The 24,817-nt window shown below is 39.0% G+C and carries 18 protein-coding genes; 10 read left to right on the top strand and 8 right to left on the bottom strand.

The window, feature by feature from the left end; genetic code table 11:
- The first annotated feature begins 7 nt into the window (after nucleotides 1-7).
- A complete protein-coding gene (locus tag POV27_RS09415) occupies nucleotides 8-1,063 on the top strand; it encodes a hypothetical protein (RefSeq protein ID WP_272862500.1) in 1,056 nt (351 codons plus the stop codon).
- Nucleotides 1,064-1,155: 92 nt separating this feature from the next.
- Here the strand turns inward: POV27_RS09415 and POV27_RS09410 are convergent, their stop codons facing one another.
- Nucleotides 1,156-3,375 (bottom strand): APC family permease, encoded by a 2,220-nt coding sequence (locus POV27_RS09410; RefSeq protein WP_272862499.1) that lies wholly within the window; start codon nucleotides 3,373-3,375, stop codon nucleotides 1,156-1,158.
- Between the two features lie 157 nt (nucleotides 3,376-3,532).
- Here POV27_RS09410 and POV27_RS09405 point away from each other — a divergent pair, with 157 nt between their 5' ends.
- From POV27_RS09405 to POV27_RS09385, 5 genes are all read left to right on the top strand, one after another.
- A complete protein-coding gene (locus POV27_RS09405; protein ID WP_272862498.1) occupies nucleotides 3,533-4,615 on the top strand; it encodes an acyloxyacyl hydrolase in 1,083 nt (360 codons plus the stop codon).
- A 364-nt stretch (nucleotides 4,616-4,979) separates the two neighbouring features.
- Nucleotides 4,980-5,498 carry an RNA polymerase sigma factor gene (locus POV27_RS09400; protein WP_272862497.1) on the top strand — a complete coding sequence of 173 codons (519 nt, stop codon included), beginning with the start codon at nucleotides 4,980-4,982 and terminating at the stop codon, nucleotides 5,496-5,498.
- Nucleotides 5,488-5,829 (top strand): hypothetical protein, encoded by a 342-nt coding sequence (locus POV27_RS09395; RefSeq protein ID WP_272862496.1) that lies wholly within the window; start codon nucleotides 5,488-5,490, stop codon nucleotides 5,827-5,829. Before POV27_RS09400 ends, POV27_RS09395 begins: the two co-directional genes overlap by 11 nt.
- Before the next feature lie 69 nt (nucleotides 5,830-5,898).
- Nucleotides 5,899-7,647, top strand: a complete 1,749-nt coding sequence (locus POV27_RS09390; RefSeq protein ID WP_272862495.1) for a serine hydrolase — start codon at nucleotides 5,899-5,901, stop codon at nucleotides 7,645-7,647.
- 211 nt (nucleotides 7,648-7,858) lie between these two features.
- Nucleotides 7,859-9,931, top strand: a complete 2,073-nt coding sequence (locus tag POV27_RS09385) for a zinc-dependent metalloprotease (protein ID WP_272862494.1) — start codon at nucleotides 7,859-7,861, stop codon at nucleotides 9,929-9,931.
- A gap of 97 nt (nucleotides 9,932-10,028) precedes the next feature.
- Here the strand turns inward: POV27_RS09385 and POV27_RS09380 are convergent, their stop codons facing one another.
- Nucleotides 10,029-10,355, bottom strand: a complete 327-nt coding sequence (locus POV27_RS09380) for a hypothetical protein (protein WP_272862493.1) — start codon at nucleotides 10,353-10,355, stop codon at nucleotides 10,029-10,031.
- A 922-nt stretch (nucleotides 10,356-11,277) separates the two neighbouring features.
- On the opposite strand from POV27_RS09380, the gene POV27_RS09375 reads away from it, so the two are divergent.
- Nucleotides 11,278-12,645 (top strand): PcfJ domain-containing protein, encoded by a 1,368-nt coding sequence (locus POV27_RS09375; protein ID WP_272862492.1) that lies wholly within the window; start codon nucleotides 11,278-11,280, stop codon nucleotides 12,643-12,645.
- Between the two features lie 62 nt (nucleotides 12,646-12,707).
- Here the strand turns inward: POV27_RS09375 and POV27_RS09370 are convergent, their stop codons facing one another.
- Entirely contained in the window at nucleotides 12,708-13,283 is a 576-nt protein-coding gene (locus POV27_RS09370) for a HupE/UreJ family protein (RefSeq protein WP_272862491.1), read from the bottom strand.
- 12 nt (nucleotides 13,284-13,295) lie between these two features.
- Nucleotides 13,296-13,814, bottom strand: a complete 519-nt coding sequence (locus tag POV27_RS09365; protein WP_272862490.1) for a DUF6702 family protein — start codon at nucleotides 13,812-13,814, stop codon at nucleotides 13,296-13,298.
- 204 nt (nucleotides 13,815-14,018) lie between these two features.
- On the opposite strand from POV27_RS09365, the gene POV27_RS09360 reads away from it, so the two are divergent.
- Nucleotides 14,019-17,324: a VPS10 domain-containing protein gene (locus tag POV27_RS09360; protein ID WP_272862489.1), complete on the top strand. Its 3,306-nt coding sequence runs from the start codon at nucleotides 14,019-14,021 to the stop codon at nucleotides 17,322-17,324.
- 103 nt (nucleotides 17,325-17,427) lie between these two features.
- A complete protein-coding gene (locus tag POV27_RS09355) occupies nucleotides 17,428-18,279 on the top strand; it encodes a dienelactone hydrolase family protein (protein ID WP_272862488.1) in 852 nt (283 codons plus the stop codon).
- A 45-nt stretch (nucleotides 18,280-18,324) separates the two neighbouring features.
- Here POV27_RS09355 and POV27_RS09350 read toward each other — a convergent pair whose 3' ends face one another.
- Together POV27_RS09350 and POV27_RS09345 are read right to left on the bottom strand one after the other, a co-directional pair.
- Entirely contained in the window at nucleotides 18,325-19,026 is a 702-nt protein-coding gene (locus POV27_RS09350) for a LytR/AlgR family response regulator transcription factor (RefSeq protein ID WP_272862487.1), read from the bottom strand.
- Nucleotides 19,016-20,080 carry a sensor histidine kinase gene (locus POV27_RS09345; protein ID WP_272862486.1) on the bottom strand — a complete coding sequence of 355 codons (1,065 nt, stop codon included), beginning with the start codon at nucleotides 20,078-20,080 and terminating at the stop codon, nucleotides 19,016-19,018. The genes POV27_RS09350 and POV27_RS09345 overlap by 11 nt, the downstream gene beginning before the upstream one ends.
- A 193-nt stretch (nucleotides 20,081-20,273) precedes the next feature.
- Between POV27_RS09345 and POV27_RS09340 the strand changes: the two genes are divergently transcribed.
- Entirely contained in the window at nucleotides 20,274-22,445 is a 2,172-nt protein-coding gene (locus tag POV27_RS09340; RefSeq protein ID WP_272862485.1) for a DUF5916 domain-containing protein, read from the top strand.
- A 617-nt stretch (nucleotides 22,446-23,062) separates the two neighbouring features.
- Here the strand turns inward: POV27_RS09340 and POV27_RS09335 are convergent.
- Together POV27_RS09335 and POV27_RS09330 are read right to left on the bottom strand one after the other, a co-directional pair.
- Entirely contained in the window at nucleotides 23,063-23,758 is a 696-nt protein-coding gene (locus tag POV27_RS09335; RefSeq protein WP_272862484.1) for a LytR/AlgR family response regulator transcription factor, read from the bottom strand.
- A 2-nt stretch (nucleotides 23,759-23,760) separates the two neighbouring features.
- Nucleotides 23,761-24,753 (bottom strand): sensor histidine kinase, encoded by a 993-nt coding sequence (locus POV27_RS09330; protein ID WP_272862483.1) that lies wholly within the window; start codon nucleotides 24,751-24,753, stop codon nucleotides 23,761-23,763.
- Nucleotides 24,754-24,817 lie beyond the last annotated feature (64 nt).

Here is a 24,817-nt window from a genome sequence, read left to right as displayed (position 1 = left end):
TAAAATTATGAATAAGATCATTACTTTAATTTTTGTCTTATTGTTTTTTCAACAAATAATTGGGCAGCAGTTCGATCGTCCTGAACTAAGCAATATTTATAGTTCTGTAGTTGGTCCAAATAGTGAACCTGTAATATTCAATGATATCAATTTAAACACTTATGAGCTTTTATCAACAAATATTCAGTTTTCAGAGAAAAATAATATCCAAAAAATTGTTTTTGCACCATTAAAGCTTATTAACTCTTCTGGAGCTTTAGGTTTTTTAGAGGAAACACGTATTAATATTGTACAAAAAAATGGTATTACTACCTTTGGATTAGGTTTTGGATATGACAGTTCATCTCCCTTTGGAAAAAAAGCTGATAGACTTTTCAATAATATTTCTTTTAATTCTCTTAGACCTAAAAATGCTGGAGAGGCGGATCATGAATATGAGTCTTTTAAGTCTAATTTTTATAAGAAACAAAGTAGGAAATATGCAAAATTCTATGAGGATCTATTGAAGAACAGTTATAAATTTACATTGGCATACAATATATCATTATTTGAAATAATTGGGGGAGATGAAGTGGATCTGGATATGGATAACATAATCGATAATGCTAACAAAGTGGAAAGTCACAATTATTCTGTCAATTTCACATATGTTTTTTCTTCAGAAACTGCCATAAGTATTTCCGGGCATATTTCTGATAAGTTTTCTAACCCTAAGGGAGATCAAGAGAGGGTACTTTACATAGGAGGGTCTTTATCTATTGCTCATGAAATTATTTCGCTAAACAAAAATTATGAGGATTCTAAAGACTATCTTACGGCCCTATTCAAACCAGCAATTTTGTTGGGAGCTTCTTTTGAGTATCAGGAGGCCAAGGAAAACAAGGAGTTTGCAAAAGATGGAATAATTAGGAAAAACGTGATTACGCCTTTTTTGGATTTTAAGATAACACCGAAAACTCAATTTCGTGTAGGAATCCCAATTCAGAATTTTGAAGGTATTAAAGATGAAGTTTCCTTTGGTCCGTTTGTTCAATGGACTTTACAAATTGCGAATAAATCATAAATATTCTCACTTTATTTATATGGAAAATTTATTTCCTTATACAATCAATGCCACTCTTCTAACATTCCTTTTAACCTATGGGCAGATAAAACCTATGTTTTCGATGGACTAAAAATGACAGGGGTTTCGGTTTCCATCCCATTGTTTTGTACAAAGACAACGACTTTTAAGTGGTTCGCTATACGTTCTAGGACTGCTATTCGTGAAGCGAAATCACTATTACCGCGAGCCAACCCCGAAAAAACAAGATCGGCTTTGGCACTTTTGCCAATAAGGATTCCTACGATGTCCTCACTATCCTTAATAAGGACATGAATTTTGGCTTGGATTCGAGCTTCCTTGAGAGAATACAGTATATGATGTTCCCTGCGATTTTTTTCGGCATCAGAATGAACCACCGAAAATATATTAATCACCGTCTTCTTCCATTTTCTATTTAAACTTATTAAATAGGAGAGGAGCAACATAAGATCCCCATTTCGGTCTTCACCACGCCACCATATATCGATCCGCTTTTTCTGTCGTTTGGGAAAAGGCTTGTTACAATGCACCATTAAAATATTCTTCCTTGAGTTTGCGAGCTCTTGAATCACTTGCAATTCTTGTATTCTACCCTCCTCGGTTCGGGACCATCCAAATACAACAGTGTTGGTTTTAACGCCCGCCATTCCATGCGAGGCTGCTACTTGATACATTCCTTGTTTTAGATCGCTCACGACATTCACCTCGGTCAACGCCTGTAAGCCTTCGGCGGCTAGATCTTTCTGCATTTCGAAAGCGATCTCGTTTCGTCTCACCAGTTCTTCTCTATTTTTAAAGGTGATCAGTTTGGAGATCGTCAATAACCCGCTATTCTGTCCAAGCATTTCCGTAAACTTCACCAATTGCATATGTCCTTTTAATTCACGAACAAAAAGAATAATGATTGGACGCCAGTTACGGGTATGGACTTTTTTGGTATTCAATCGCAGCAAGGCAAACCGACTCAAGTGCATCCATATTCCGGTAGAGGCATCTCCCCATTGTTGTTCCAACTTTTTACTCATTAAATAAATAAAGATTAGGGCTTCAAGACCCAAAGCGAAAATGAAAGCCAAGGGATTAATGAGCCACATTACTAACATGGCTGCCGCAGCACCCAATAGTGACACAAACCAAGGTACGTGGATTTTGGGTCGATAGGAGGGTTCCTTAATGAGTTGTTCGACCGCCGCACTAACATTCACAGCTACGTAAAGAGTTAAAAAGAGGACAGAAACATATTGGGCAATGGTATTCAATCCACCAAGAAAAACGGCACCTATAGCAATGGCCCCGCTAATCCAAGTAGCGATGGTGGGCTGGCCAGAGGGTGAGAGTTTTGCCAAGAATTTTGGCACCAATCCGTCCATGGACAACGCTTGAAGTATTCTTGGGCCTCCTAAAATACTTCCAAAGGCGGAAGATAACACCGCACCCCAAACGGCTGGATAAATAATCCAAGGTCCGAATACAGCCAAGCGAGTCCAAATGGTGACACCCGCTTCGGGATCGGCCATTTGCTCTAGCGTAAGCGCTCCTGTAATAGCCAATAACAGTGGAACAATTAAGTAAATCAATGCGCCTGAAACCACAGCGCCGAGTGTGCCTCTTGGAATGGATTTTTGTGGGTCCTTTAAATCCCCACTTAGACCAATTCCGGCTGTAAAACCTGTAACTGCAGGGAAGAAAACAGCAAATACATACCAAAACCCTTTGGGCGCCGTACTATAGGTGGCTGCAGTTGTTGGAGCTTGTAGGTCTTTGGTTAGCACACCAATAACCAAAGCCAGAATAGAGGCACCTACAATGATCATGATTGGGATTTGTGATTTTAATACCAGTTTGGCACTTTTCCCGGATAAGGCAGTTACGAGCACAATGAATAGAATGGTTAAGCCTTGTAAAGAGTAGCCTTGAAACATATCTCGACTTTCCGGCCATAATGCCAATATGGCTTCAGAAAGACCATAGCAATAAAAAGTTACACTCAGGGTACGGCACAAATACAAGGGAATCCCAATGGCTCCGCCGGGTTCTAAACCAAGGCTTCTGGAGATCATATAGTATTCACCACCCACACCTACTTTAATGTTTGTAGCAATGGCCGAAGCGCTTAAGCCCGTTATGAAGGTAATGGAACTGGCCATTAAAACAATGAGGACTGTTTTCATATAGCCCACATTTCCTACGACCCAGCCAAACCGCAAGTACATAATCAGTCCTAAAATGGTGAGGATACTGGGTGTGTAAACACCTAAAAATGTACCAAATTTATGCGGCTTTTTGCTCATCTTCAATATATCCGAAGGATTAACTTAAATTATTAAGGATCAATAAACTAAAGATATAATTTATTTTGACGTTGTAGCGGTTTGGAAAACTTGAAGAGGAGAAAGCTTTTGGCTGGTGTTATTAATCATTCCGTATTTTTTTCGTAGCTTAAGAGGTATGAAAACGTATGTTGGATTTATAGCCTTTCTTCTAACATTCCCTTTCACCTATGGGCAGGAAAACCCCAGTTTTTATAGCCTGAAATCCCATTATGGATTTATCATTTCCCATTCCGAAGAAGTAAAACCCGTTTCCCAAACCAATCCCTGGGGGATTCAATTGGAATACAGCCGGCTTAAAATCAGTGACAAAGCCTGGAAAACCTGTTATTGTTATGGACGTACCGGTTTGTCCTTTGCGTATTTCAATTATGCCAATCCCGATGTGTTGGGGAGCTCCTACAACTTGCTCTACTTCGTAGAACCCTATTTTGCCTACAAAGGACCCTTAAAATTTTCCCTACGGGGATCTATAGGCGCTACGTATCTAGATAAAACATTTGATGCCGAAACCAATCCCGAGAATTTGCTGTTTAGTTCCCATTTCAGTTTTTATTTGGCCTTGTCACTTAATCTAAGTTATCATCTCAATAATAAATATGCCATCAATTTATCGGCTAACTACAACCATATTTCTAATGGTGGACAAAAACAGCCCAACAAGGGAATGAACTTTCCAACCTTGTCTGTAGGGATAGATCGAATGATCGATTTTGAGCCCCTACAACCCAAACCCGACGAATTACGGGATCATAGTAGATCCAGAAAATATTATCTAGGCTCTTTTTATAGCCTACGATCTTCCAGTAGGGAAGCCGAGGCAACCAATCATTTGCTTATTGGACTTAATGCTGGGGTGTTACAACCTTTATCGGTGATCAATGGAGTGAACGGAGGGATTGAACTATGGTATGATTATTCCGATGAGGAAATTGCCCGACGTGATATGCTAGATGATTCTGCCTTTTCTTCTGCCATAACTTTGGGGCATCATTTTAAGGTGGGGAATTTCTACTTTCTACAGCAATTTGGTATCTATGTGACACGCCCTGAGAACATTCAGCCTAGATGGCTGTACCAACGGTATTCCTTATGGTACAGCTTCGGGAAATCTAAACGATGGACGATTGGCGGCTCTATGATCGCCTATGGTAAAGTGGCCGATCATATGGATTTCCGACTGATGTACATTCTTAATTAGTTATTTGTCGGGGACAAAATGTTCCATCTTTACAATTGCATAGGACTAAATAAACTATTATCTCAGTTAGGATCCTCCTTCTTTTTCTTCCTCCTCAATAAAACAATCAATAAAATAACGGGGAATAGTATCATAAAGGCTATGGCAATAAGTAATAAAATTTGCCAAGGACCGATTGCTAAATGCATCATATTAAGTAACGTTTTTATAAAAGTACAGGTTTTTATCTGGTAACCTATTTGTCTAAGTGCCGACACGCATACAAAATCAACTAGAATTACGCTTCGGCAAATAATTATTTTACATTTTCTGTCATATTTACAAACTTCCTGTCACTAACAGAGTAGAAGGAAAAACATACTACATGCAAAATCAACCAAAACAAACCTTTGAAGAAATCATTGAGGCCAATAAAGGCAGGATCTACAGGATCTGTAGAATTTATGCGGTCAACCCCATAGAGCCAGAAGATTTGTTTCAAGAAACGGTCGTTCAAATTTGGAAATCGTATGACTCATTTAAGGGAAAATCCAGTATCAGCTCATGGATTTATAGGATCACGCTTAATGTTTGTCTTCGATCAAAAGGGAGACTTGATAAAAAAAATGACAAGACCATGCGATTGGATTCCATTCAATTTGCTTCAGAAGAGCGTATGGCGAATGACTATGAAGATCAAAAGTACAAGGCTTTACAGAGTTGCATTCTAACCCTGAAGGAAATAGACAAATCTATTGTTATTCTTTCGCTCGAAGGGTTGGCTTATAAAGAAATTTCGGAGATAACAGGCTTGTCCGAAAATCATGTCGCCGTGAAAATGAAACGGATACGTAAAGCCTTACTTAATTGTATTACACCTAAAATAAAAGCATATGTGGGATAATAAAGAACAACAAGAATCTTGGAATACGATAGAAGACATCTGGCATGAATCAGCTCAAGACCAAGAAATAAAGATTGCGATGTCCGAACTTATGGTAGAATTAAAGAAATGGACCACTTCGTTTGAGCAAAACACCATAAAAAGAGATGTACAACTTATTAAAGATGCTGTGAGTCAATTCGAAAAGGAGACCATTAAAAAGGATATTGCCAAAATTGAACGCTCGGTCAGTGAGTTTGAAAAAGACTTTATGAAGAAGGTTATCACCTTCATTGCGAGCATACCCAAAAAGATATTGGGACTTTTTAAAGGCAAGAATTCCAAACAATGATGTAACCGAATCACAAAAATCATTGTCATAAGATATAAATCATTCAATCAAATCAATCAAAAAACGATCATGAACACAATTGTAAGGCTAATTTGTATCCTATTGTTACCCTATTTGAGTTATGCGCAAACAGTTCAAAAGGATGAAATACTCAGAGAAAAAATAGACCACTACCTCACTGAAGGTTCAAAAAATGGATTTTCGGGCGCCGTTTTAATAGCAAGGAAAGGAGATATCATCATAAATAAAGGCTATGGTTTGGCTCATAAGGAAACGAAACGGCCCAACACGCCTAAAACGGTTTTTTCCACAGGTTCAGTAACCAAGCAATTTACGGCTACGGCTATCCTTAAGCTGGCAGAAATGGGGAAATTGGAACTTACGGATGCAATCAGTACTTTTTTCGAAGGACTTCCTCAGGACAAAAAGGATATTACACTACATCAATTACTAACGCATTCTTCTGGTTTGGTAGGTTCTGTAGGCGATGGTGACTTTGATTATATATCAACTAAGGATTATTTCGAGACCTTATTTACCACAGAATTACGCTACGAGCCAGGAACAAAGCATCAATATTCTAATGCTGGTTATAGCGCTTTGGCACGTATCGTTGAATTGGTTTCAGAAATGGATTATGAAGCATTCCTTCAAAAACACCTGTTTGAACCTTCAGGAATGACACAAACCGGTTATCTAATGCCCGAATGGAAGGATAACATGTTGGCACATGGTTATATTAGGGGTGTTAGACATTGGGGAGCCATGATTCCCCGTTTTCAAAACGCTGGGAAGATATCTTGGGCACTGAAGGGCAATGGAGGGATTCAATCCACACAAGAAGATATGTTTAAATGGTATAAGGCACTCAAGTCCAATACTATTTTAACCCAATCCTCCATGAATCTCTTAACGACACCCTATATACAAGAACAAGAAGGAAGTGATGAAAGCTACTATGCATATGGATGGGCCATTTTTAATTCGAAAAGGAAAACCAAAATCGTAACGCATAATGGCTCTAATGGGATCTTTTTCCACGAGTTCATGTGGTTACCCGAAGAAGATGTGGTCTTGCTATTTTCTACAAATGGGTACAGTCCAGAAGTGGAAGTAATATGGAAATTGGAAAAAATGGTATTTGATCCAAGTTATGACCCAAAGCCAATTAAAAAGAATCCCTATACTATAGTCCTCGACTTCATTGAAAAATACAATCCAAAGCAATCCTCAGCATTGTTAGCGCTTTTAAAAGAAGCGTATGGGAATGATTTCGAAGACCCCAATCTTTTCAACCGAATAGGGTATATGTTATTGGAGAATGACAAGACTTCCGATTGGATTTTAGAATTGTTCCTATTGAATGTTCAATTATTTCCGGACAATGCCAACCTTTGGGATTCCCTAGGCGATGGCTACAAGAATAGGAATGATAAAGAAAATGCAGTTAAATCCTACAAAAAAGCCCTTGCGTTAGATCCCTCGATCTCTGCTTCCAGAAATTCATTGTCAGAATTGGGTGTTTTAATAGATGATATACCTGAAAAGGAAATTATGCTAGACATTCAAACATTGAAAAGTTACGTCGGCGACTATCAAATACCATCCGGGCATACCATAAAGATAATAGAAAATGAAGGTGATCTTTTCGTAGAGTTTCCGGGAAGATTTGCTATGAAGCTAACCCCAATGTCTACCATTAAATTCACTATTGGTAATAGGGATGCAGCTTTAGTATTCAATAAAAGCGATACTTCGGAAATAGAGAGTTTTACATTGTTTGAAAGTGGGGAACAAATGATTGCAAAACGAAGATAATTCCTTTATAGACATAGTTTTAGAAGGTATAATGGCAAGGGTAGTAAACAGGTTACTATAGTATCGTCGATACTATTTAAAAATCTCCAATTAATCTCATAAAACGTGCACTTTTACACCATAAAACTATTTTTGCTTATAAAATATATATCCTTTTACCCATAAATCGGGTATTTATGGATATATTTAACAACTTTTTTAACTAAGTTCTATGAGAAAAATTATTATTCTATTCCTATTAATGCCGGTAATAGCATTTGCCCAACACAGAACGGGTAAAGTTGCTGAAGCTATTACAGAGGCAAAAGCCGAGCACGGTGCATTTCAATCTTTTGAAATTCACAATCCAATTACTAAAAGTGCCACGGCAGATTATTCTAAAAGCGTAAACGATGGGGTTGTTTTCACCCTAGACCAAACAAGACTCCAGAATCTTTTGGCCGAAAACCCAAAGCAAATGAGTCTTAATGTACCGTTTACCAATGGTCAAACAGTTTCTTTGGATCTCATCCAAATGGAAGTTTTTGCTCCCGGTTTTAAAGCAGTTACCGATACTGGGCAGGATATTACCAACGAAGTAGATTTCGGAAAGCACTATCGAGGTGTGATCTCTGGAGATGAGCACTCACTTGTAGCTATCAGTATTTATGAGTCACAAATTAGTGGTTTTATATCCAATCATGACGGAAACCATACCTTGGGTAAGATTAGAACTTCGGACACTGATCACATCATTTACAAGGATACCGATCTAGACATTTCTGAGCCTAACCTAAGCTGTGCTACAGAAGATGATGGTGTTGGCTACACGGTAGAGCAATTAACTCCTTCTCAAACCGAAATGGACCCAGGAGACGAGGTAGATATCTACATCGAAGCAGGACGCAGTGTGTATAACACTTTTGGTCAAAACCTTCCTAATACTGTTGCTTTCTTAACAGCATTGTTTACACAAAGCTATGTATTGTATGCCAACGACGGAATCTTAGCACGTACCTCTAATATGTTGATCTGGGTGAATCCAGACCCATATACAGGAACAAACTCTTCTGCGCAGTTAAGCAATTTTGCGACTCAAACAGATTTCTTAAATGGAGATCTAGGGCATTTGGTAATGATGCAGAACTACGGTGGGGTAGCAGCTGGATTCTCGGGAATCTGCCCAGGAAATTCAGACAATAGCTTGTGCTACTCAGGTTTGGTAGGAACTTCTGTACCAGATGTACCGATTTATTCCTTTAACGTATTCCTTATTTCTCACGAAATGGGTCACTTATTAGGTTCAAGACATACGCACGCTTGTGTATGGAATGGAAACAACACCGCTATCGATGGTTGTGCTGGCTTCACAGAAGGAAGTTGTGCATTGCCAGGAAACCCTTCAGAGGGAGGAACTATCATGAGTTACTGTGCTAATACTTCGGTAGGGATCAACTTCAACCTAGGATTTGGACCACAACCATTGGCCGTAATTCTTAATAACATTGAAGAAGTTGGAAACTGTCTTGACGAAGAAGATACTACAGAGCCGCCAGTAGCTGTTTGTAAAACACATGTGGTGACTATGGATGCTTCTGGATCTGTAACAATCGATGTATCCGACGTTGAAGGAGGAAGTTATGATAACGGTACGATCGTTTCCACGACTATCGATATGGATACCTTTACCTGTGATAACATTGGATTTAATAATGTAACCCTAACGGTAACGGATAATGATGGATTAACTAGTACGTGTATCGCATACGTAGAGGTAATTGATGGAACCGATATCACCATTACCTGTCCGGATGATCAAGTAGTAGGCGTTCCTGCGGGAGGTAGCTATACGCTTGAGGACTTCCAAGATCAATTGGAAGTTGCTTCAGAAATTTGTGCGAACGCACCATTCGATGCAACATTCCAATCACCAAGTCCTGGAACCGAATTGGAAATTGGCGTACACGTAATTACCATCAACGTATTGCTTACCGATGGTAGCGTAGATTCTTGTACTTTCGAAGTTACTGTAGAAGAGTCACTAGGATTGGAGGACAATGTACTATCCAGTCTTGTACTACATCCAAACCCAACGGTTGAAACATTGTATCTAAGCAATCCTGAAAACTTAGAATTGGAATCCATGTCCATTTACGATATGACCGGAAGACTTATTAAGTCGGTTGACCTTAACCAAATGGGTGTTGAGCGATCTATCGACGTTTCCCAACTGTCTCAATCCAATTACTTTGCCATCATTGAAGGTGCACAAGGTAAGGTTGTGAAGCAGTTAATTATAAGATAATAGTACTTTTAAGTACAATAAAAGGGCCGTCTATAACCTAGACGGCCCTTTTTATATGCTGGAAAATACGGGTGATTGCTTTTGAGAAAGAGTATAACTACTTCATCTCGATCTCCTCAATAAGCATCCCCAAATGCGCATCCTTAACCAATCCACAATTAACGCGGTCCAATTCCTTGAACTTAATTCTCACTTCCAATCCATCTTTGTGGAATTCGGAAGATAAGTTCTTTGGCATGTAAATGGTGGAGGATACATCGACAACGTAACCGCATCCGTCTAAAGCCACATCTCCATAATTTCTTATGATAGCATCCTGAAAGGAATTGTTTTTCGCGTCGGAAACGGCTTCCGATTTGCCTTTACAGGCAGAAAAAATGAGTGAAAGGGTAATCGCAATAATGAGTGAATTTTTAATACGCATCTTATTTAAGGTTATAAGTTGAATTAAGCTTTAAGTACTTCATGCAAGGTAAATATAATTTGTAAATAGGAGGGGAGACTCAGTTTTAGTAGCCTCAAAAGTGCATAAACTTCAATTTTTATGAATGATTTTGGAAGTATGCCTCTTTTTTATCCATATTTGCATTGTCAAAAAAATAAATGACGGTTTTATATGATTCACCTTTTTAAAACATATTACAAAACGGATGCCGAAATTCAATGTATGCCTTGGTGCTATAGTTGAAAACCCTATAAAAGATATAAATGAAGAGCGGCGTCCAAGAAATTGGGCGTTTTTTTTGTGATTATTTTTCCAGGAAAAAGAAGTATGCCAAAAGCGTTAGCGCACAGAACTACAATGCGTTACGAAATCTGCCTATAGCGGACAGAGATTCTATTACCCAAAATTGCACTTAAATAATTGATAATCAATTAAATAAAATCATATTTTTCTTGTGAATTTGTAAAATTGATTTCATATTTGCACCGCAATAAATCATTGCATTAACACTAAATGAAGCAACTATGTATTTTATTGAATCACATATCGTATGGCGTGGAGAACAGGATTCTTTATGCACCCGCTTCGTGACTACTTTCCATATACATTAGATTATATACAGGTATGAGAAAAGTCCGAAGCCCAAAAGTTTCGGACTTTTTTTGTAATTCCATTTTGGTTTCACAGCAAGATACTTCCGAAACCTAACATCAAAACCTTAATAACACGTATTTGACCTTACATCCCTTTATCGGGATTAGACCTTCTGTTGGCCAAACCCAACGTATGTATATAACAGATAAAGCCAAAGCAAAGCATATATAGACTTGTATATAACGATAAGAAACCTATGGAATGTAAGTGGCTTTACATAGATCATCATCATGTAAAGACAGTAAAAATGAAAACAAATGAGCTACTACAGCAACAGAAATTAAAATACAGCAACTACAAGAAGTTAGTTGAAAGAATTTACAACGAAGACAATAAGCCCATGCACTATAAGGGAACCATAGAGTCTATGCTACGTGAATTCTTTTCCAAAACCAGTAAGTATAAATATACTTGGAAACGAAACGTATTTAAGGATCTCTTGATTCACTTGTACAATGAGAAGTGCTATGCCTTACTGCGAAACTACAATCATGTAGCTGTTTTGCACAATATAAGTTCCTTTGGAAATAAGTTGGTACGTCCTATCGAAGATTGGAAAAAGCCTTCTTCGCACCAAAATGAGCAACTCAGTTCTTTGATACAGCACTGCTTTGCCAAATATGAGACCCCAGAATTTTTAGAGGCTTCATTTTATAGTGCTGAAAAAAGAAACATGCTTTGGTATGTTCAGCTAGGGAAGGGGAAGAGCGTCAAGGATTTGTCGCAAATGCCTATACAACTTACCCACAAAATGGCACACGCCTTTCGGAATGCCCCTTCGTTCTTATCGATTACGGAAGCATTGCGATACGCACAAGCTGTTGGTTTTGGAGCTTCTACGAAGACGGCAAAATTGATCGCTATTTCAAGGTTGTCTATCATTCGTGAAGAGCAGGAGCCCTTTTGGGCGACAGTAGTTCGTTTCTTCGCTAAAGAGGAAGATTTGAATGTTCGCGATGTAGATTTGATGGTAGACTATCTCACGTTTAAATACCGCGAAGACAACTCATTTTCAATGAAGAACCGAACGGTTAATGCCCTGCTGCAACAAACTCATGAGTGGCACCGTGACGTTCACCTTAGGAAAAGGGAAAATTTCCTAACCTGGAGTAGAACAGGGATCAAGCCTTTGTATGTTGAAGAATTCGTCGATGACAAAAAGGTAGTTTTTAAAACTGTTGAGTTATTGAACTCTGCCGAACTGTATGACGAAGGAAATGAAATGCAACACTGCGTTGCCGAATATGATACGGATTGTCATGACGGTGAAGCTGCCATTTTCTCTCTACAGAAGGAGGTAGCCGGTGAGCCGGTAAAACGTTTGGCAACCCTTGAAGTGAGTTTGCCGGAGTATGAGCTTGTTCAGGCGAAAGCAAAGTACAACGCAGAGCCCGATCGTAAATCACAGGAATTGCTCAATCTTTGGATGGAGCAAACCCAAGTGAAAAGAAAGAACGAAGTGGGTTATGAAGCACCATACCAAGCGCAAGCGCAAATGGTGAACGTAGCGCACAGAAGGGCTCGAAATAATGATAACGATATAGAAATAGGATGGATCGTCCGTATAGTTCTCTGGATCGGTTATCTAATTATGAAGGCCCTAATGAGCAATTAAACGGGAAGGTGATCCTTTATAGGGTCACCTTTTTCAATATAATTGAATTTGTTATCCTGCTCTTACAGTGCATTTAAGAAGATAGTAGCTGCGATTCCAAAACCCGCTCCCGAAACGAATAAATTCCATTTTAAATGCTCGCCATTAATCACTTTGGTATACAGCCATAAAGCAATCATAAAAAGAAGTACAATAAACAACTGTCCTACTTCAATACCTAGGTTAAATAAAAACAAAGGCATTATGATACTGTCCCCAAACATCATGAACTTAAAATTGCTTGCAAAAGCCAATCCATGAATCAATCCAAAAATAAGGGCAATGGCATACTTTAATTTGTTGCTTGAAAACTTACCTTCTTTACCGTAATAAATGATATTAGCAATGGCCGTTATCATTATCGTAAAGGGAATTAATAAGTCTATCAACTGCGGATTGCTTGGAATAATATCTAGAGCACTTAAAATAAGAGTGCCACTATGACCAATGGTAAAAGCGGTAACAATCACTAATACTTGTCTCCATTGGGATATTTTAAACGCGGCACATAAGGTCATTACAAACAACAAATGGTCATAGGCATTGATGTCGACGATATGTTCCCAGCCGTTTACAAAAAAAGTGTTTAATTGAATCATTTGGTGAATAGGTTAAAGGGTATGGGAGTATTTCTGATTGAAGGTGGTACATTCGAAATACTCATTTTTAAGAAAAGGAGGGAAGCGCAAAGTCATCCAATTGGATTGAATATCCCCAAACACTTCAAAAAGCAGGGCATTTTCAATATGTATTTGGTCTCCTTTGTTAAGGGTAATATTACTATGAGTAAATACTAGTGTCAATATAGTTTCCCGCTTAGCAATGTCATATGATTTAATTTCCCATGGTAATGTTTTGCCATTTATGGTGATTTTATATTTCTCAATAAAATAATTTTCGATTCTTCTCAAATCATCCTTTGTTAGGTTGGACTGATTGATACTTTTGATTAAGGATGCGCTTATTACTGGCGCAAAATCATCGAAAAAAACTTTGCACTCTACACGAATACTTTTGGTCTTCGCGTCGTATTTAATCATCGACGATGTTAATTTTATTGGGTGATCCGCTGCGGAGTAATTAATGGATATACCCACAAATAAAAGGGTTAGGATGAATAGTTTCCTCATAAAGAAATAGATATCTTAATGCAACTCGGTTGCTAAAATAAGAAAGCTTAATTACATTTAGCATATATCCATAGTTCTTTATTGATCTTTTAATGGTGACAAAGCATAACAGAAGCTTAAGTCCTTGTTAAATCTAAAGGCTAACACCTAAAAAATTACTAATATGCATACGATCAATTCAAAGTATAGAAAACTAAGCCAATCATGAAATACCAACAAACCAAAACATCATTCATTGTCGCACTTTGCCTCATCCTCGGTTTTGCCCAAGTGTGTGATGCTCAGAGAAAATCAAAGAAGAATACCGATGCAAAAACTCCATTGGATTCCATAAGTATTTCGGGCCTTAAATGGCGTAGTGTGGGTCCTGCATTAACCTCGGGACGTATATCTGATTTCGCTTTTAATCCCAACAATCCATTTGAGTATTATGTGGCCACTTCATCAGGTGGTGTTTGGAAAACCGTAAATTCTGGCGTTACCTATGAACCTATTTTCGATTCACAAGGTTCGTATTCCATTGGTTGTGTTACCATGGACCCTAACAATTCCAACGTGATTTGGGTAGGAACCGGAGAGAATAATAACCAGCGTTCGGTGGCTTATGGCGATGGGGTATACAAGTCTTTGGACGGCGGTAAATCCTGGAAACATATGGGACTCAAAAATTCCGAACATATTGGGAAAATCATAGTGCATCCAGAAAACTCTGACGTCGTATATGTGGCGGCTATTGGCCCATTATGGAACAAAGGCGGAGACAGAGGGCTTTATAAGACAGAAGACGGTGGAAAGACTTGGAATTCGATCATAGAGGTCGATGAGCATACTGGGGTAAACGATGTAGTTATGGACCCTAGAGATCCTAATGTTCTTTATGCTTCTACGCATCAGAGACGCAGACATGTATATACGTATGTGGGTGGTGGCCCTGGATCTGCCATGCACAAAAGTGTTGATGGGGGAGTAACTTGGACAAAGATCAATAAAGGATTGCCCGGTGTAGAATTAGGACGTATTGGACTGGCCATTTCCCCGGCTAATCCAGAAATTATATATGCTATTGTGGAAGCGGCCAATGGAAAAGGCGGATTCTTTGCCTCTACCAATAGAGGTGCCAGCTGGGAAAAGAGAAGTTCCCATGTTACCAGTGGAAATTACTATCAGGAAATTATTGCCGATCCTGTAGATGAACATACGGTGTATTCCATGGATACCTGGATGTCGGTAACACATGATGGAGGTAAAAATTTTAAATTCGTAGGTGAGGATACCAAGCACGTGGATAACCACTGTATGTGGATTAATCCTCACAACAATAAACATTGGGTCGTAGGATGTGATGGTGGTATCTATGAAACTTTCGATGCGGCAAAGACATGGGATTTTAAGAAGAACTTACCCGTGACCCAATTCTATAAAGTTGCCGTAGATAATGATGCACCCTTCTACAATATTTATGGAGGTACCCAGGATAACTTCAGTATGGGTGGGCCTTCCCGAGTATTAACCAATCATGGCATTCGAAATTCAGAATGGTATATTACCAATGGTGGTGACGGTTTTGAATCTCAAATAGATCCTAACAATCCCAATATCGTATATGCCCAATCCCAATATGGAGGATTGGTTCGCTTTGATAAAAAGAGTGGCGAAACGGTGGGAATCAAACCCAAGGCAAGAAAAGGTGAGAATGCCTATCGCTACAATTGGGATGCCCCGTTAGTGGTAAGCAGGCATGTTCCCGGTCGATTGTATTTTTCGGCGAACAAAGTCTTTAGGTCCGATGATTACGGGAATAGCTGGGAGGTTATTAGCGATGATCTTTCCCAACAAATCGACAGAAATACGCTAAAAGTATATGATAGGGTAGTGAGTATCGATGCCGTCATGAAGAATGGTTCTACTTCGCCTTACGGAAGTGTGGTTGCGTTTTCAGAATCACCCATCAATAGAGATTTATTGGCTGCCGGAACCGACGACGGACTTGTTTACATTTCTGAAAACGGCGGGATTGAATGGAATAAAATTTCAAACATTGCGGGAGCACCTACACAGTCTTATGTAAACAGTGTGTATTTATCCAAACACGATGCGAATGTCATTTATGTAGCCTTTAACCATCATAAATATGGCGATTTCAAACCCTATGTATTTAAGTCTACGAACAAAGGAGCAAGCTGGACAGCTATACAGTCTAATCTTCCCGAACGGGGGAGTGTGTATGCTATTGAAGAAGATCATGTAGATAAGGATTTACTTTTTGTAGGTACGGAATTCGGCGTGTTCTTTACGCCCAATCAGGGCGGAAATTGGAAACAGTTGAAAAATGGGGTACCTACTATAGCCGTTAGGGATATCGCTATTCAAGAACGTGAAAACGATTTGGTATTGGGAACTTTTGGACGCGGCTTCTATGTTATGGACGACTATTCTGTATTGCGAGATATTGAAAATTCGAAACCCGCCGAAGAAGCCAAAATTTATGAGATTCGAACCGCTTTAATGTGGGAAGAAAGTAGTCCTTTGGGACTGCCCGGTAAATCCTTTCAGGGTGATAATTACTATGCCGCCCCCAATCTGGGCCCTGAAGCGATCATAACTTATTACTATGGTTCGGAACATAAATCACTGAAAAGTGAGCGCCAAAAGAGAGAAAAGAAACTTATTAAAGATGGGAAAGACACTCCTTATCCTAGTTACGACGATCTAAAAGCGGAAACTGAAGAGGGCAAAGCCGAATTGGTATTCACTATCAAAGATGCCAGTGGAAAAACAGTGAAGAAAGAATTTAAACCCGCTAAAAAAGGAGTTCAGCGCTTTCATTGGAATCTACGGTATACGCTTCAAAATCCGATTGATTTAAGCAAACCATCTTTTTATAATCCCTTTGCTGGGCAAGATGTAGGTACATTGGTTAATCCTGGCTCATACACCGTAGAGATGGGCTTACTTGAGGATGGTGTAATAACGTCGCTAACAACTCCAGTTAGTTTTGAGGTAAAAGCCTTGGATAATGCAGAAATGCCTGCTGAAAACAGGGCGGAAAAAGTAGCCTTCCAAAAGGAAGTGGCCAAACTGCAAGCAGATTTCGGTATTGCACAGAGGCTAATGTCAGAATCCAGAAACAAGTTGAAGTATATGAAGGCCGCTATAAAGCGTTCGGAACAACCTGTGGGTAGTTTAATGGCAGATGTAAAAGCCATAGAAAATCAGTTAAAGGAAGTTCAATTGTCCATGTATGGCGATGCCGTAAAACGTAGATTGGATGTGGGTCAACCACCATCACCCGCAAGTCGTTTAGGATCTATTGGTTGGGAGCAGAAATACTCCACAGCAACACCTACAAAAACGCATCGCGATAGTTATGCCATAGCCAAGGAAGAGATAACGGCTATAAAGGTGAAGATGGAGCGTATTTTCAACACAGACATAAAGACCCTGGAGCAAAAACTAATCAATTCTGGTGCGCCTTACACACCAGGTCGAGGTCAAGATTACGAAGACTAGCATTCAGAAAAAATAGTTTAGTAGAAAGTGATCACGTTACCGTGGTCACTTTTTTTATGCTTTAACAATCACTACCTTTATGTCAATTCGAAAATAAACCATCATGAAAAAATCACTTATCTATATTCTATTACTCTCCCTCGTTTTCGGTATATCCTGTAAGGAAAAGAAAGAGACACCAACCGTTACTACCACAGAAGAATCACTTCCTATGAAAGTAAAGGGTGTGGAAGTCACCTATGCCACGGACTCGACCAACCTCAAAGGATATATTGCCTATGATGAGAACAGTACAGTGAAACAACCTGGAGTTTTGATCGTGCATGAGTGGTGGGGGCATAATGATTATGTACGCGAACGAGCGGATATGTTGGCTGAACTTGGATATACAGCCATGGCCATAGATATGTACGGAGATGGGAAACAGGCGGACCATCCCGAAGATGCCGGAAAATTTGCAGGTGCTGTGTTTTCCAATTTACCGGAAGCAAAAGCACGTTTTAATGCCGCGTTAGCACTATTGAAATCGCAGGAATCGGTTGATTCGGAAAAAATAGCAGCGATAGGTTATTGTTTTGGAGGCAGTGTGGCCTTAACCATGGCTAATAGTGGTGCCGATTTGGATGCCGTGGCTGCATTTCACAGTGGTGTGGCATTGCCAGTCATGCCCAATGAAGATTTAAAAGCACGCGTATTGGTATGCAATGGTGCTGATGATCCATTTATAAATCCAGAATCGGTAACTGCATTCACAGCTGCCATGGATTCCTTGGGAGCTAAATATGAATACATTTCTTATCCAGGGGTGAAACACAGTTTTACTTCTAAAGCAGCCGATGCCAACGGAGAGAAATTCAACCTGCCTTTGGCGTATGATGCAGAAGCCGATGAAAAATCATGGACAAGCCTGCAAACGTTGTTGAATGATGTATTTAACAACAATTCTGGAGAGTAAAAGGGTAGGACAGAACTTGAGAGAAAAGGGAGTCGAGGTGATACATTAATTCCCGCCCAATAGTACTTGAATGTGTTTTCTATAGCTTTCGCCCACGGGAATCTCAATAGCTTCTATTTCCACATCTTGTGCGGTATAGGCGGTTATCTTATCACGGTTTACAAGATAGCTACGATGCGTGCGTAAAAAACGTTCATCCAATAACTCATGGAACGAAGTGATGCTATATTTAATGGTATGGTTACCCTCTTTTGTGTGAATCTTGATGTAATCCTTTAAGCTTTCCACGAACAAAATAGTGTCGAATGAAACTTTTACTTGCTTCCGGTTTTTTCGGATGAAGATAAAGTCATCTTGTGTAGGTTTACTCAATGCATTTGGTGTATTGGGTTTTTGAAGATTCTCAAACTTTTCAATGGCCTTAAAAAAACGCGCAAACGTAATGGGTTTTAGAAGATAGTCTACGGCATCCAATTCGAACCCTTCTACAGCAAAATCACGATAGGCCGTCGTAAAAATTACCTTGGGTTTCTTTATAAGATTCTTAAAGAAATCGACCCCTGTTAAGATGGGCATTTCAATATCTAAAAATAACAGATCCACGGCTTGCTCTTTTAGCACTTTGCTTGCGGCAATAGCGCTTTCACAAACGGCAACCACTTCAAAATTTTCAAGTTGTGACAGATGATTAACAAGTAATCTTCGGGCCAACTCTTCATCATCTACAATCAGGCATTTATACAACATAGGAAGGGATACTTAGATGGACTTCATAAGAATTGGACAAATCATTTATCACGAGTTCGTAAGCCTCTGGGTATAACAAATTAAGTTGTTTCGTAACATTTTCAAGCCCCAAAGCCTCACTACTTACATTCTTGTTTTGGACGATGGTATTGGGTTTAGTATTGGTAATCATAAAGGAGATTTCCTCATCATTTGAATTCAATAGTATTCTTATGCTTGCTTGGTCCAACTCTTGGCTCACCCCATGCTTAAAGGCATTTTCGATAAAGGTAAGTAAAATCAGAGGGGCAATTTTCACATTACCATTGCTATTGTTTTCAAATTCAATGGCTACCCGTTTTCCATAACGGATTTTTTCCAAGGCTAGATAATTCTCGATCAAATTGACTTCTTTTTCCAGCGATACATAGTCATCCTTGCATCTATACAGCATATAATCTAACATCTCGGAAAGTCGCTCAATGACTTCAGGGGTTTTATCGGAACGTTCAATCGCTAGGGCGTATAAATTATTCAACGTATTAAATAAGAAATGGGGGTTCAATTGGTTTTTCAAGGCACTTAATTCTGCAAGGCGTTTTTGTTCCCTCAATTGCAGCAGGCTTTGTTGATTTTTGAATAAACGATATGTAAAAAGCAAGGCTGCTGGGGTGAGGAATTTTACCGTTTTGCTAAAGAACATATTCATGTCCATTAGTCGTTCGCCATAGGAACGTAGGGCGAAGCCTTTGGCTATTTCATTATAGGTATCAATGTATTCTACATCAAAATAATATTGTCTCACGGCCACATAACACATAAATATAATGATGAGTGTGAAAAGTGTGCTGGCAATGAATAGTGCATACTTTTTCTGGTTAAGAAATTTTGGTATCAAAAAGTCGAGCAACACGTAGGCTAAGATGATCTGTGGTACAATGATGGTAAATGTGCTCTCGGTAAGATGCTTGTAATCCCTAAAGAACACCATACTGGATGTGATGATGAAATAAGTGAATACGCATACCCAAAATAAGAGGTGCTGGGCAAACCGAGATGTAAAAAAGGCTTTCATAGAAACATATCCAATCCTCAAAAATATCATTTCTCTGAATGACCTGCATCCATTTTCTACAAAACCCATAGTAACGGGCTACAAACAGTGTTTTTGGGTCTATAAACCCGCTTTTCCATTTTTGTATACGCCCAACCTAGGTTGGTCTATTTTTAAAAATAGGAGTGTGTTATTGTAATAGGTTTGGGGTGTTATGAGATTTTGTATTCTAATTATTGGGCTGAGCTTATCGGCGATTGGTTGGGCCCAGACACCCTTGGAAATTAAATTTGTAAATGAGACTATTGAAGTAGATGGAAAATTAGAGGAATCTGTTTGGGAGACCTTACCCGTTTACACCAATTTTCATAATTACCTGCCCACCGACGAAGGCTTGGCCGAAAATCAAACGGAAGTCAGGCTATTTCATAATGGAGAGCAGTTAGTCATTTCAGCTATTTACAATGATACCACCAGCAAGGTGCAACTAAGTTCTTTAAAGCGTGATGATATTGGGAATTCTGTGGCTGAAAGTGAAACCTTTATATTCATTATGGACACCCAATTGCAACAACAAAGCGCCTACTATTTTGCCGTAAATATGGGAGGAACGCAGGTGGACGGTTTGGTAGAGCGCATTAATGAAGGCTTTACCTTGAGTAGTAATTGGAATACCGTTTGGAAGGCAGCGACACAGGTGAATGGTACCAAAAAACAATACGAGATCGCCATTCCCTTTAAAAACTTGAGCTTTAATCAAGATAATGAAGCCATTGCCATACAAACCTATGTACGCGATATTAAGAACAATTCTTGGACTATCTTCACCGACCTAAGCCGTAATTATAGACTATTCGATTTGCGGTTCACACAGCCTTTTAAAATCGACCAACTGCCTAAAACAACGGATGCACGCTTTGCCGTCATTCCCTCAACCACGGTAAATTATAGCAATGATGTACTGAATGACACCGATGAAACCTCCTTTGTGCCTAGTCTGGATGTTCAGTACAATGTAAGTTCCTCCTTAAAATTGGATGCTACTATCAATCCCGATTTTTCCCAAATCGATGTGGACCAACAGGTAACCAACCTCACCCGCTTTTCGGTCTTCTTTCCAGAGCGCCGTAACTTCTTTTTGGAGAATGCAGATCTGTTTTCCAATTTAGGTCTGCCCGATGTCAATCCATTTTACTCGAGGCGTATTGGGGCAGCTACCGCGATGCAGTTTGGAGTGAAGCTTTCTGGAAACCTTAGCCCTAAAACCCGTATTGGGTTACTCAATGCACAAACGGAAGCAGAAGGTGACGATCCTGCTCAAAACTTTGGCGTGTTGGTAGGGGAGCATCAATTATCGAAACGCTTCACCGCAACGGGATTTCTTGTAAATAGGCAAGAAACAGAAGGTTTCGGCTTTGAGGATGATTACAATCGTGTTACCGGGCTAAACCTTAATTACAAATCCATCGACAGAAAATGGACCGGAGTGGCCAATGCCGCCAAGAGTTTTACCTCGAATGTATCAGGGAAGGATGGTTTTTATAATATAGGCATGTTTTACAACGTACGGGGTGCAGATTTTGGTGCTTCTATACGGCATGTGCAGCGTAATTATGTGGCGGATGTTGGTTTTACACCACGGCTATTTAATTTTGATGCCGAACAAGAAGTTACGGTCCGTGAAGGCTATACACAGAGTAGGGTGGAAGGGACCTTAAACCATTTCCCCACAAATTCTGAAAGCATAAATCAATACCGATATTTCTTTGGAAGTAACAATACCTATTGGGATGAGGCCGGCAAGTTGCAACAGTCTTCTTCCTTTTATAATACCGCTTTATTCTTTAAAGAACTGTCGGCAGTGTATCTCAATTTGTACTACGACTACGTAAATTTAAAATATGCTTTCGATCCCCTGAGCAATGGCAATCCGTTGGTACCAGATTCTTATAACTACGTTAGGGCGAGAGCAGGGTATAATTCAGCCCGAAACAAGAGTTTTGTGTACAATGCCTATGCCCAATATGGACAGTTTTATAGTGGTTTGAATACCACCCTTGGAGGAACCGTTAATTACCGATTGCTCCCTTACGCCAATCTTTTGGTGAGCTATCAGCTAGACGATTTAGATCTAAATGAATTGGGACAAGAAACCTTTCATTTGGCACAGTTTACCGGGGAAGTATTTTTCACCAATCGCCTTAATTGGACCACCTATATACAATACAGCACACAGAACGACAACCTAAACTTCAATAGCAGACTGCAATGGGAATACAAACCGCTTTCCTATGTGTTTTTGGTCATTACCGACAATTTTAACGAGCAATTGGAACGTACCAATTGGGGTGTGGCGTTGAAGGTGAATTATCGATTGGATTTTTAGGGAATAATACCAATAGTCACCTGAAGAAAATGTGGCCGTGAGTCGCTTAAGATACGATACAAGTGCCTGGAGTACACCCTTGCGAAGCCAGCATAGTGTGAAGCAACGTCATGGTAAAAGAATTGATACTAAAAAGTATCAGAATCTCTCGAAGTAATTCTAAAACTTAAGTCTTGCGGGGATAAACCACAATGTCTCATCTCTCCTAATTTATTGACTATATAATAAACTAATTCCGGATTAGGGACAGGGTTTATATCGCAAGTATTAGTAGATACATAGTATATAATGAGAAAGTTTCCATGCGGACACGATAGATTAAATTCCATTATATCACCTGTGTGATCCGTTCTTAAATACTCTATATCGTACCAACCACTTGAAATTCCCATATCAATAGCATAATTATTATTGTTAACCCTAAAGTTAAAAATAATCATTCATACTTGGATGTTAAGCTTGCTTCAAATATGAATTCATAAACTGAATAATTCCATCTTTAAAGTTGCCATATAATATTTTTGTATTACCTGCCGGTGGGCGTGCATTCTACGAGCCAAGAAGGTAGAGTAGTGGAGCAATTGTGTGTGGAATGACTTAGAATTAGAGTGCGTATTTTATAGCTTCGCCAAAGCTTCCAATTTTTCAAAAACAACAACCTTATACATGGCACTTACAGGCACCTTCTTATCGTCAATCAATACATGGGTTCGGGTAGCCTTTGTAACTCTGTTCAAATTGGCAATATAGGATTTATGGGTTCGCTGAAAATTTCCAGATAACGAGGTTGTGATATTAATAAGTGTCTCGGAGATAAGATACATTCTGGTATCCGTAAAAATCTTTACATAATTCCCGAAACTTTGAATATAGAGAATTGATTTAAATGGAATCGAAAGTGGTAATCCGTCATGCTTTATGGTAAGTTCTTCTTTTTTGTGAGTCGTTTTGGGTGCTGTTATTTGCAAAGCCGAAACTTTGTTTACCGCTTGCAAAAAGCGTTCAAGTTTTATCGGTTTCAATAAATAATCTACCACGCCAAAGTCATAGCTTTCTAATGCATACTCGGAGTATGCCGTCGTTAATATAACTTTCGGTGACGCTATCATAGAACGTAAAATTCCCATTCCATTGAGTTCTGGCATTTCTATATCCAAAAAAACAAGATCAATTTCATTTTGCTGCATAAAATTCACAAATTCAATGGGATTCCCGGTACTTAGGACCAATTCAAAGTTGTTTATTTTAGAACAGTATTCCTCTAACACTTCACGTGCTAGCAATTCATCATCAACAATGGCAATTTTAATCATTCCTAATCTGTTATGTCAATGGTTAAATTTACATGATACGCTTTCTCCATATCATTGATCTCTAATACATGGGCATTCGGATATAAAAGATTCAATCGCCGCCGCACATTTTCGAGCCCCATTCCCGTTCTTGTGGATTGGGCAACCGTTTTATGTTTTGAATTTACAACATGAAGATGAAGCTTGGAATTTTTTATGGAAACATTCACATCAATCGTACTCTGCTCATTAGTGGCTTGTGCACCATGTTTAATCGCGTTTTCCACAAAGGGAATGAGTAACATGGGCGCTATTTTATAATTCGATACTTCTCCTTCAATTAAAAATTCGATCGTACAGCGTTTGCTTAACCTCTTTTCTTCAAGCAATAAATAATTTTCTATAAACTCCAACTCTTCTTTTAAGGAAACAAGGTCTTTCTTAGCGCTTTCCAGTTGATATCGCATTAATTCCGAAAGTTGCATGACAACCTCAGGTGTTTCGCTAGATTGCTGTCTTGAAAGGGCGTAAATACTATTCAATGAATTAAATAAAAAATGAGGGTTTACCTGTTCCTTTAGGTAGTTCAATTCGAGCTCTCTTTGCAACTTTTCCTTTTCACTGTTTTCTCTCTGTATGCGTATGTTTCTTCTCAAAAAGAAAACGGCCATTCCAGTTCCGGTGGTATATAAAAAGAAGAAGAAGAATTTGGAAATAGCGATCCAACCATATTCGAAGTTTATTTTGGTAGATATTGCAGCAAAGATGGTGGCAAGGAGAAATATGGAAAATAGCAGATAGCGCTTTTTATCTAGGAAATAAGGAATGAGAAAGAAATGATTGACCCAAATGATTCCCATGATGTGTACGGTATAACTCAAACTGTGAACGAACAGCGCATAATCGGAACCTAATTTGTCTTTAATGATCAAATTACTAAATAGCTCAAGGAGTAGCACTAACAAAAATGCCCCGAGGTTGATGAGTAGGGTATTCTTTAAAGACTTTTGTATCATGAGCTCTATTAGTTACCTGCAAAAGTACTGTGTTAAAACACAAACTTTCATAATTTCTTACAAA

Origin of the sequence: Aureisphaera galaxeae, assembly GCF_028561275.1 — a bacterium.
In the GTDB taxonomy this organism is placed as follows: Bacteria; Bacteroidota; Bacteroidia; order Flavobacteriales; family Flavobacteriaceae; genus Aureisphaera; species Aureisphaera galaxeae.
This window is presented reverse-complemented; position numbering and strand designations above follow the sequence as displayed.